Origin of the sequence: Pseudomonas sp. 008, assembly GCF_016861935.1 — a bacterium.
Lineage (GTDB): Bacteria > Pseudomonadota > Gammaproteobacteria > Pseudomonadales > Pseudomonadaceae > Aquipseudomonas.
Genome location: NZ_BOMA01000020.1, coordinates 68,622 through 79,556, shown reverse-complemented (window position 1 = coordinate 79,556; position 10,935 = coordinate 68,622). Strand labels below are relative to the sequence as shown.

Genomic DNA, 10,935 nt, shown 5'->3' with positions numbered 1-10,935 from the left:
CGACAGCTCCTACAAGTCCTTGCCAGGAAAAAGCCGAAAGAGTACAAATGTACTCCATGACGACTTTAACTCCCCGCCGTACCGCCATCCTGACCTTCATCCGCGATCGCATCGCCGAACACGGTCAGCCCCCGAGCCTCGCTGAAATCAGCGAGGCCTTCGGTTTCGCCTCCCGTAGCGTGGCGCGCAAGCACGTGCTGGCGCTGACCGAGGCGGGTTTCATCGAGGTCAATCCGCATCAGGCGCGCGGCATCCGCCTGTTGAACCAGCCGCCGCGGCCAGAGCTGCTGGACGTTCCGGTACTGGGCCGCGTGGCGGCCGGTGCGCCGATCGGTGTCGATGCCGAGGTCCACAGCCGTTTGCTGCTCGATCCGTCGATCTTCTCGCGGGTGCCGGATTACATGCTGCGGGTCCAGGGTGATTCGATGATCGAGGACGGCATTCTCGACGGCGATCTGGTGGGCGTGCGGCGCAATCCTGAAGCGCTCAACGGCCAGATCGTGGTGGCGCGGCTCGACGGCGAAGTCACCATCAAGCGTTTCGAGCGGGTCGGCGATGCCGTTCGCCTGTTGCCGCGCAATCCGGCTTACCAGCCGATCATTGTTCGAGCCGATCAGGAGCTGGCCATCGAAGGCGTGTTCTGTGGTCTGGTGAGGCAAGGGTGATGGGCGCCGTCGTTGCGCTGGATACGCTGTTCAATGGCGGCCAGGTCTGGAAGGGCCGACCTGCGCCACCGGCCGTCAGCCCGCAACCCACGGGGCATGCGGCGCTGGATGCGGCGTTGCCGAGTGGTGGCTGGCCGGAAGCGGCGCTGAGCGAAATCCTCCTGGCCGGGCAGGGCGTGGGTGAGTTGCAACTGGTGTGGCCGACGCTGGCACGGTTATCGGCGGCGGGCGAGCGCATCGTGCTGGTGGCGCCGCCTTACGTGCCGTATCCCCAGGCCTGGCAGAACGCCGGGGTCGATCTGCGCCAGTTGTCGATCATCCAGGCCAGCGAGCGCGATGCGCTGTGGGCGGCGGAACAATGCCTGCGTTCGGGCAGTTGCGGGGCGGTGTTGTGCTGGCCGCACAAGGCCGATGACCGGGCGTTGCGACGTTTGCAGGTGGCGGCCGAAACCGGGCAGACCCTGGCGTTCGCCTATCGCTCGCTCAGTGAAGCCATCAACCCGTCGCCAGCGGCCCTGCGCATCGCCATCGACGCCAAGCCTGCTCAGTTGCGGGTGCTCAAGTGCCGGGGCGGGCTGGCCCGTTCGGCGCCGATTGCCTTTGCCGTGGGGCATTGAGGTTGCCATGCGCTGGGTGTGCATTGTCTTCCCGCAATTGGCGCTGGACGCGGTACTGCGTCAGCGCCCCGACCCCGATGAGCCGTTGGCGCTGCTGACCGGCCCGGCCCAGCGGCGGGTGCTGCAGGCGGTCAACGGTGCGGCGCGGGCGCTGGGTTTGCGACCCGGTCAGTCGATGACCGCCGCCCAGGCGCTGAGCAAAGGGTTCGTCACCGCCGAATACGATGCCGCCGAAATCGAACATTGGCAGCAGTTCCTGGCCGCCTGGGCCTATCGGTTCAGCTCCCAGGTCAGCGTGCATTACCCGCGTGCCGTGGTGTTTGAAATCGAATCCAGCCTGGGCTTGTTCGGCCCTTGGCCGCAGTTCGAGGCGCGGCTGCGCGCCGAGCTCGCTGAGCTGGGGTTTCGCCATCGGATTGTCGCCGCGCCCAACCCGGTGGCGGCGCGGGTGCTGGCCAACGTTTATGACGGTCTGGTGGTGCCGGACAATCAAGCCTTGCAGCATCACCTCGGGCAACTGCCCGTCGATCGCATTGCCCTGGAGCCCAGCGTTGCTACAGCGTTATCGCGCATGGGGCTGCGCACCTTGAGTCAGGTGCAGGCGCTGCCCCGGCATAGCCTGGCCCGGCGTTTCGAGGCCCAGGTGCTCAAGCATCTGGACAGCCTGTTCGGTGAGCGGCGGCTGGCGCTGGCGTTTTACCTGCCGCCGGACCGTTTCGATGTGCGCATCGAGCTCAACTTCGATGTGCAATCCCATCAGGCATTGTTGTTTCCTTTAAGACGATTGACCGGCGATCTGTCGGCGTTCCTCTGCGGCCGGGACAGCGGCGTGCAACGTTTCGACTTGCACCTGGAACACGCCGGCTTGCCGGACACCGTGATCAAGGTCGGCCTGCTCAGCGCCGAGCGCGATCCGGCGATGCTGTTCGAACTGGCCCGAGGGCGGCTGGAACAGGTTCAGGTCGAAGCCCCGGTGCGCGGTTTTCGTCTGCGCGCCGAAGATCTACCCGCCTTCGTGCCCCAGTATCAGGAACTGTTCGACGACCGTCCGCAGCAGTCCTTGCCTTGGGAGCAACTGCGTGAACGCTTGCGCGCACGGCTGGGGGATGACGCGGTGCAGGGCTTGCGCTTCCAGGCCGATCACCGGCCGGAATGCGCGTGGCAGACCACTGTCGACAGCCAGGCCTGCGGGGGACTGCCTGCCGTGCAACGCCCGGGCTGGTTGCTGACTGAACCGCAGGCGGTACACGAAAGCTCGACGCGCATCCTCATGGGGCCGGAGCGCATCGAGTCCGGCTGGTGGGACGGCGACGACGTGCGCCGCGATTACTACCTGATCGAAACCCGTTCCGGTCAGCAGGGCTGGGCCTATCGGGCGGTGGGCGAAGAAGGTCCGTTGTGGCTGCAAGGCTGGTTCGCATGAGCGTCGACTATGCCGAGCTGCACTGCCTGTCCAACTTCAGTTTCCAGCGCGGTGCCTCCAGTGCGCTTGAGCTTTTTCAACGGGCGAAAAAGCAGGGCTATCAGGCGCTGGCGATCACCGACGAATGCACCCTGGCGGGTATCGTCCGTGCCTGGCAGGCGGCCAAGACCGTGGAGTTGCCGCTGATCATCGGCAGCGAAATACGTATCGAAAATGGCCCGAAGCTGGTGCTGCTGGTGGAAAACCTCGAGGGTTATCAAGCCCTGTGCCGACTGATTACCCGCGCCAGACGCCGTACACAGAAAGGCCAGTATCAGGTGCTGCGGGAGGATTTCAGCGAGCCGTTGCCGGGGCTGTTGGCGTTGTGGGCGCCGGACGCCGTCGATGATTTTGCGCAGGGCCATTGGCTGAAGCAGAGCTTCGCCGAGCGCCTGTGGCTGAGCGTTCAGTTACATCGCGGGCAGGACGACACCCGGCGACTGGCGGCACTGCTGACCCTGGCGCGGGAACTGCGGATCCCGGCGGTGGCCAGCGGCGATGTGCATATGCACGCCCGCGGCCGGCGCGCCTTGCAGGACACCATGACCGCAATCCGCCATCACGTTCCCGTGGCCGAGGCCGGGTTGCGTCTGCACCCCAATGGCGAACGGCATTTGCGCAACCTCGACGACTTGCGCGATCTCTACCCACAGGCGCTGCTCGACGAGACGCTGAACATCGCCCGGCGCTGTACTTTCGACCTCGGTCAGTTGCGTTATCAATATCCCCGGGAACTGGTGCCCGAGGGGCACACGGCCACGTCCTGGCTGCGGGTGCTGGCAGAAAAGGGGATTCGCTGGCGCTGGGAAAAAAGCCCCAAGGCCGAGGTGTTGGCGCAGATCGACAAAGAACTGGAGCTGATTGCCGAGCTGGGGTACGAGAGTTATTTCCTGACGGTTCACGACATTGTGAATTTCGCCCGCCAGCAACACATCCTTTGTCAGGGCCGCGGTTCTGCCGCCAACTCGGCGGTGTGCTTCGTGCTGGGGATCACGGAGATCGACCCGGATCGCAGCACGCTGCTGTTCGAGCGCTTTCTCTCCAGGGAGCGCAACGAACCGCCGGACATCGACGTGGATTTCGAGCACGAGCGGCGCGAAGAAGTCCTGCAGTATGTGTTTCAGCGTTATGGCCGGGCCCGTGCGGCGCTGACGGCGGTGGTCAGCACTTACCACGGTGCCGGCGCAATCCGCGATGTGGCCAAGGCGTTGGGTTTGCCGCCGGATCAGGTCAACGCCCTGGCCGACTGTTGCGGCCACTGGAGTAATCAGGCGCCGCCCGTCGAGCGTCTGCGTGAGGGTGGTTTCGATCCCGATAGCCCGGTGTTGCGCCGAGTGCTGAGCCTGACCCAACAGTTGATCGGTTTCCCCCGGCACCTGTCCCAGCACCCTGGCGGTTTCGTGATTTCCGAGCAGCCTCTGGACAGCCTGGTGCCGGTGGAAAACGCCGCCATGGCCGAGCGCACCATCATCCAGTGGGATAAGGACGATCTGGATGCGGTCGGGCTGCTCAAGGTCGATATTCTGGCGCTGGGCATGCTCAGCGCGATTCGCCGTTGTTTCGATCTGCTGCGTCGGCACCGAGGCCGCGACCTGAGCCTGGCGACGGTGCCGGCCGAAGACCCGCAAACCTACGAGATGATTGGCCATGCGGACACCATCGGGGTGTTCCAGATCGAGTCCCGGGCACAGATGTCGATGTTGCCCAGGCTCAAGCCCAAGAACTTCTACGATCTGGTGATCGAGGTGGCGATCGTTCGTCCGGGGCCGATTCAGGGCGGGATGGTGCATCCCTACCTGCGGCGGCGTAAGGGCGAAGAAGAGGTGAAATACCCGTCGAAAGAACTTGAAGCGGTGCTCAAGCGTACGCTGGGCGTGCCGCTGTTCCAGGAACAGGTGATGCAGATCGCGATTGTCGCCGCCGACTACAGCCCCGGCGAGGCCGATCAGTTACGTCGCTCCATGGCGGCCTGGAAACGCCATGGCGGACTGGAACCGCACAAGGAACGTTTGGCGGACGGTATGAAGAAAAACGGCTACACGGCGGAGTTCGCCGCGCAGATCTTCGAGCAGATCAAAGGCTTCGGCGATTACGGTTTTCCCGAATCCCACGCCGCCAGTTTCGCCTTGCTGACCTACGCCAGTTGCTGGTTGAAATGCCACGAGCCGGCGGCTTTTGCCTGTGCGCTGATCAACAGCTGGCCGATGGGGTTCTACAGCCCGGACCAGATTCTCCAGGACGCCCGCCGCCATCATTTGCAGATTCGCCCGGTGGACGTGCGGGCCAGTGACTGGGATTGCAGCCTGGAACCGATCACCGGCGCGCAGCCAGCCATTCGCATGGGGCTGCGGATGATCAAGGGCTTTCGCGAAGACGATGCCCGGCGTATCGAGACGGCAAGGTCGAAAGGGGCGTTTGCCGACATCGCCGACCTCGGCGAGCGGGCACGACTCGATGCTCGCGCCCAGGAGCAACTGGCCGATGCCGGTGCGCTGCGGGGGCTGGCCGGTGACCGGCATCGGGCGCGCTGGGAGGTGGCGGGGGTGCAGAAGCAGCTCGGTTTGTTTGCCGGTCTGCCGAGTCAGGAAGAGCCGGCGGTGGATCTGCCTAAACCCACCGTGGGCGAGGACCTGCAAGCCGATTACGCCAGTGTTGGCACCACCCTCGGCCCGCATCCGCTGGCGTTGCTGCGGGGGGAACTCAAGGCCCGGCGCTGTCGCAGCTCCAGGGAATTGCTGATGGTCGAGCATGGGCGTCCGGTCAGCGTCGCCGGGCTGGTCACCGGTCGGCAGCGTCCGGGAACCGCCAGCGGTGTGACCTTCGTGACCCTTGAAGACGAATTCGGCAACGTCAACGTGGTGGTCTGGCGCGATCTGGCCGAACGGCAACGGCAGGTATTGGTCGGCTCGCAATTGCTCAAGGTCGACGGGCGCTGGGAAAAGGTGGGCGAGGTGCGGCACCTGATTGCCGGACGCTTGAGCGACCTGAGTTCATTGCTCGACGGTATTCATGTGCGCAGTCGGGATTTCCACTGAGCCTTGGTGGTGGATATGTCACCTGTGCAGGAGCAGCTTGCCGCAGGGGCCGGTCGAGAATCAGCTATACCTCAATGAAACCATTGGCGTCGGCAGTGCTCGAAACAAACGGGCAGGCACCGTCTCCTCATGCTGTTGCACTGCCTGAGAACATGTCATTCACAAGACATAGGCCAGTCGATGCAGTTTCTAGACAATAGCCACGGTTGTACCGGTTGGAGCGGCGAAATGGCCGAACGCATTCGCGCGTTCGACTGGAGCCTGACCGAACTCGGGCGCATCGATACCTGGCCCGGGAGTCTGTGCAGCGCGGTGCAGTTACTGCTCGCTTCACCGCTGCCGATGGTGATGCTGTGGGGCCGCCCCGGTTACATGATCTATAACGACGCCTACTCAAGATTTGCCGGTGGCCGCCATCCTTACCTGCTGGGCTCCCCGGTGGAGTTGGGCTGGCCGGAGGTCGCCGAATTCAATCGGCATGTGGTGGACACCTGCCTTGCGGGCGGCACCTTGTCCTATCACAACAAAGCCCTGGTATTGCTGCGCGACGGCGTTCCCGAAGACGTCTGGATGGACCTTTACTACAGCCCGGTTGCCGATGATGACGGGTGTCCCGCCGGGGTCATGGCAATGGTGGTCGAAACCACTGACCATGTGATTTCCGAACGTCGACGCCAGGAAGCCGAAAACGCCTATCATGCAGATAATGAAAGGGTTCGCCTGGCCCTCAATGCCGGGGCTTTGCTTGGCTCGTTTGTCTGGGACATCAAGGCTGACGTGCTATCGGGCGACGAGCGATTCGCCCGCACGTTTTCCTATCCGCCAGGCCAGGACCTGGCCAACCTGCCACCGGCCATCGCCCAAATGCAGATCCATCCCGATGATCGCAGCTGGGCCCGGGAGCGGATGAATCAGTCGGTGGAAACCGGCGTGCCCTATAACGCCGAATATCGGGTCCTGCGTCCCGATGGCAGTTACCTGTGGGTGCTCGCCAGCGGGTGTTGCGAGTTCAATGCGCAAGGTGAAGCGTTGCGCTTTCCCGGGGTGTTGATCGACATCCACGAACGCAAGATTGCCGAAGAGTCCTTGCTCAAGTTTACCCGCAACCTGGAGCAACGAGTCGCTGAAGAAGTCGAGGCGCGGCTGGCGGCCGAAGAGCAACTGCGTCAATCACAGAAACTCGAAGCCATTGGCGGTCTCACCGGCGGGGTGGCCCATGACTTCAACAACCTGTTACAGGTGATCGCCGGCAACCTGCACTTGCTGGCGCGTCACGAGCCGGACAACGCCAACGTGCAGCGCCGGGTCGGCGCCTCGATTGCCGCGGTCGAGCGCGGGGCCAAATTGTCTTCGCAATTGCTCGCCTTTGCCCGTCGTCAGCCGTTGTCACCGGCCGTATGCGACCCACGGCAGATCTTCGAAGACCTCGGGGAATTATTGCAGCGCGCGCTGGGAGAGACGATCCAGATCAAGGTGTCCGCACCTGACGATCCATGGCGCCTCTACGTGGACTGCAATCAACTGGAAAACGCCATTCTCAACCTTGCGATTAACGCCCGAGATGCCATGAACGGCGAGGGGACCATTGCCCTGAGCGCCGAGAACATCGTCCTCGACCGCAAGTTTTGCGCCGGCAAGGGCATCGTCGCTGGCGATTATGTCTGCCTGACGGTGGCGGACTCGGGCGTCGGCATGCCGCCGCAAGTGCTTGCACAGGCCTTCGAGCCGTTTTTCACCACCAAGGCTGATGGTCAAGGCACCGGCCTGGGTTTGAGTATGGTGTTCGGGTTCGTCAAACAGAGCGGCGGGCATATCGAGATTTCCAGCGTCGTCGGACGGGGCACTCGGGTGCAGCTGTATTTCCCTCGCAGCTTGCGCCCGTTGCCTGACGAAACAATGCGCCATGCTCCGCAGCACCGGGGCGGGCATGAAACCATTCTGGTGGTCGAGGACAACGAAGCGGTGCGCAGTTCGGCCGTGGACTTGTTGTGCGAAGAGGGCTATCAGGTCCTGACCGCAGCCAACGGTGACCTGGCGATGCAGATGTTGCTCGACGGCGCGACAGTGGACCTGATCTTCACCGACGTGGTCATGCCCGGCTTGATCAAAAGCTCGGACCTGGCCGCCTGGGCCAAGGTGCAAAACCCTCCGGTGGCGGTGTTGTTTACCTCCGGACACACCCGCGACATCATTACGCGCGATCACCAACTCAGCTCCGACACTTATCTGCTGAGCAAACCTTATGGTCCCGAGGCGCTGACGCGAATGGTTCGTACGGTACTCGGTGGTTGATTCAAGGGGGGCTTTCCAGACGCTCGGGCAAGGGGATATCGCGTTTGCGACAGGACGACGAACGGACACCGCTGGTCTGATAGACGGTCGACAGAACCGGGTAAGCGAGGCCATTCTGATAATTGGCGAACGCCATCGATCACGTTTGCCACCGATTAACAAACGGAGGTGTTCCATGCCGGTGACCCATGACCTTTACCAGGACTTGCGCTGCACGAAGGAAGAGATCCAGCAAAAACGCACCAAGGATCCGTTACTGGATTCACTGCTCAACAAGTACACCCAGGCGGACGCAGAGGTGGTGAAGGCCGAGTCCGCACAATCGGATGCGCCCAGCGATGAGGTACTGAAGAAGCTCAAGGAGAAGCGTGTGCAGGTCAAGGACAAGATCGCTGAGCGACTTAAGACGCCGTCCTGAGACGCTGTGCAGAATCACCGACGACCGGTGACTGAACAATTGGAACGGGGGGATCAATACGGGATCCGCATTGATGCAAAATCAAAAAATCGCAGCCTTCGATAGCTCCTACAGATTCAGTGTTCGCCGCTACTTCGTGGATGAACGCTATCCCGTGTAGGAGCTGCCGAAGGCTGCGATCTTTTGATGACACCCTCTATTTCAACGCCGTGCTCAACGGCAACCGCGCCATGTGCCGCGCTTTCAGCGACCCCAGATACAACCAGTCCCCATACTCGCGCACGGTGGTGATGGGGGAGTAGTTGCCGCTGCTGGCATCCTGCAGATTGGCAATCACTTTGCCGTCGAGGTCCAGTCCCAGGACGAAGGCGCGTTTCTCCAGGGGCTTGGGCAGAATAGTCATCGCCCGCACGATCATTTTGCGTACCAGAGGGTAAGGCGCCGTGGTGTCGAGCAGTGCATTGCGCGGTGCATACAGCGCCACCCAGAAACGGTCGCGGCCATTGAATGCCAGGTTGTCCGGCAGCCCCGGCAAATTGTCGATGAACAGATCGTGGGTGCCGGCTTTCGGCCCGGTCAGCCAATAGCGGCTGATGCGATAGGCGCCAGTTTCATTGACCAGCACAAACGCGTCGTCAGGCCCCAGAGTCACGCCGTTGGCGAACTCCAGTTTGTCCAGCAGGACCGCCGTATTGCCGGTCTGGAAGTTATAACGCAGCAAACGGCCGTCGCCACCGTGCTCGATGATCGCCTCTCCGTCCTTGCCGTAGCCCCAACGGCTGGAGGAGTCGCTGAAGTAGGCGTAATGCCCGGGCTTGTCGATGGCCACGTCATTGGTAAATCCGAAGGGCAGGTTGTTGGCCGTGGTGGTCAATGGAATCAACCGGCCCTGAGCGTCGAGCGACAGCAAACCTTTGACCCCGTCGGCGATCACCAACAAACCATTGGGGTGCCGCGCCAGGCCCAGCGGTCTGCCGCCGGTATCGGCCAGCACCTGGGTGGTTTTGCCGTCGAGGCTGGTGCGAATCAACCGGCCGTCATGCAGGCCGGTGATAAGGACGTCTTTCTCCAGTAGCAACGCCTCAGGGCCGTCGATGTCAGCAGCACCGACCCGTTTCACGCCTTTGAGTCGCTGATTGTCGGCGTAGATGCCATCGACGAGGGAGGGCGCCGTGGGTGGTGTCCAGGCTACCGGTTGAACCTTGGTCGGCAATAAAAACAGCAAGGCGCTGATCACGATGATCAGCAGCAGCAACCAATGCCGAAACTTGAGGGGTCTTTTCATGCGCTGACTCCTGTCAGGGCCAGATGTTTTTGCGCCATCTCGCGTAACGCCAGCATCGACTCCGCCGATTCGCGCTCGATGCGCCGCTTGAGCACCAGACGATTGGCAATGCGCATTGCCAGACCGCTGAAGCTGTATTCCAGAGTGCGGACAAACCGTGTGTCATCGCCCTCAACCTCACACTCGTAAGTCACCATCAACGACAGACCATGACTGCCTCGGGCCCGAGCCCTCCAGCGGCGTCCGGGCAGGTATTCGTCGACTTCCCAGCTCAAATGCCCCTCACGCCCGCCGGCGCGAATGTCTTCCTCGAACCGTGCTCCGGCATACACCGGCCCGTTCTGCCCGTCGACCTTGAGGGAGGACGGATGCCACTGCGGCCAATGGGTCACGGTGCTGGCGTAGGCGAGCACAGCCACTGGGTTTCCAGCGATGTCGATCACATGCTGCATACAGGTCATGGACGTTCTCGTCAGGTGCGGGGGCGCTTGCTCCGGTTCCCAGTAGAGGGTGCCGAACAGGTAGTCCATCAGGGGCAACACGATATTGAAATTGCGTTCCTGCATCAGCTCACGACGGTGATGTAGCTCATGCAGACGGCGCATCTGGCGGATCCACGGCAAACGCGTCACCGGGTTGCCGGGCGGTAGATGCTCGCAGGCATGGAACACCTCGTAGGTCAGGTAACCGAGCACCATGCAGCCGCCAAACAGCCCCGCGACGTTGCTATTGAACTGAGCCAGCAACCACCAGGCAGGCCCCGTGATGACGAGGGTGTGCAACACGATCAGCCAGGCTGGAAACAGAATCACCCGCCAGTCCCGGGCGCTGTCGTAGGTCATGTGGCCGGGGGTGAAAAAGCTGTGATGGTCACCGGCGTGACGGGCGTAGAACATCCGCGCCAGGCTCTTTTTGTGGTGCCCCAGATGCCGATGCACGACGTACACGCCGAAGTTCAAAAACAACAGGGTCAGCGGCACCGCCAGCCATTCCAGCGGTTGCACCTGATGCACCGTGCTCCAGAACCCACCGATGGCCAGCAACCCGAACAGCAACACAAAAGCGCCGTGCAACCAAGGGTTGTAGAGCGGATGAATATCGGCACGGTAGCGCGCGCGGAACGCTTCGGTGGTCTGCCTCACTGGGTTCACCTGTGGTTAT

The 10,935-nt window shown here is 62.5% G+C and carries 8 protein-coding genes; 6 read left to right on the top strand and 2 right to left on the bottom strand.

Annotated features, from left to right (window positions below):
• Positions 1-47 precede the first annotated feature (47 nt).
• The 6 genes from lexA (at position 48) to JUI81_RS29755 (ending at position 8,489) form a co-directional block, all read left to right on the top strand.
• Positions 48-665, top strand: coding sequence for a transcriptional repressor LexA (lexA, locus tag JUI81_RS29780; protein WP_204125567.1), 618 nt, complete (start codon positions 48-50; stop codon positions 663-665).
• Complete coding sequence (imuA, locus tag JUI81_RS29775; RefSeq protein ID WP_019578465.1) at positions 665-1,282, top strand: translesion DNA synthesis-associated protein ImuA; 618 nt, start codon at positions 665-667, stop codon at positions 1,280-1,282. The genes lexA and imuA overlap by 1 nt, the downstream gene beginning before the upstream one ends.
• Before the next feature lie 7 nt (positions 1,283-1,289).
• Positions 1,290-2,705 (top strand): DNA polymerase Y family protein, encoded by a 1,416-nt coding sequence (locus JUI81_RS29770; protein ID WP_204125564.1) that lies wholly within the window; start codon positions 1,290-1,292, stop codon positions 2,703-2,705.
• Complete coding sequence (locus JUI81_RS29765; RefSeq protein WP_204125563.1) at positions 2,681-5,779, top strand: error-prone DNA polymerase; 3,099 nt, start codon at positions 2,681-2,683, stop codon at positions 5,777-5,779. Before JUI81_RS29770 ends, JUI81_RS29765 begins: the two co-directional genes overlap by 25 nt.
• A 228-nt stretch (positions 5,780-6,007) precedes the next feature.
• Positions 6,008-8,071, top strand: coding sequence for a PAS domain-containing sensor histidine kinase (locus JUI81_RS29760; protein ID WP_204125562.1), 2,064 nt, complete (start codon positions 6,008-6,010; stop codon positions 8,069-8,071).
• A 175-nt stretch (positions 8,072-8,246) separates the two neighbouring features.
• Positions 8,247-8,489 (top strand): DUF465 domain-containing protein, encoded by a 243-nt coding sequence (locus tag JUI81_RS29755; protein WP_018927630.1) that lies wholly within the window; start codon positions 8,247-8,249, stop codon positions 8,487-8,489.
• A 196-nt stretch (positions 8,490-8,685) separates the two neighbouring features.
• Here the strand turns inward: JUI81_RS29755 and JUI81_RS29750 are convergent, their stop codons facing one another.
• On the bottom strand, positions 8,686-9,774 hold the full coding sequence (locus tag JUI81_RS29750; protein ID WP_204125561.1) for an SMP-30/gluconolactonase/LRE family protein: 1,089 nt from the start codon (positions 9,772-9,774) through the stop codon (positions 8,686-8,688).
• Positions 9,771-10,916, bottom strand: coding sequence for an SRPBCC family protein (locus JUI81_RS29745; protein ID WP_204125560.1), 1,146 nt, complete (start codon positions 10,914-10,916; stop codon positions 9,771-9,773). Before JUI81_RS29745 ends, JUI81_RS29750 begins: the two co-directional genes overlap by 4 nt.
• Positions 10,917-10,935 lie beyond the last annotated feature (19 nt).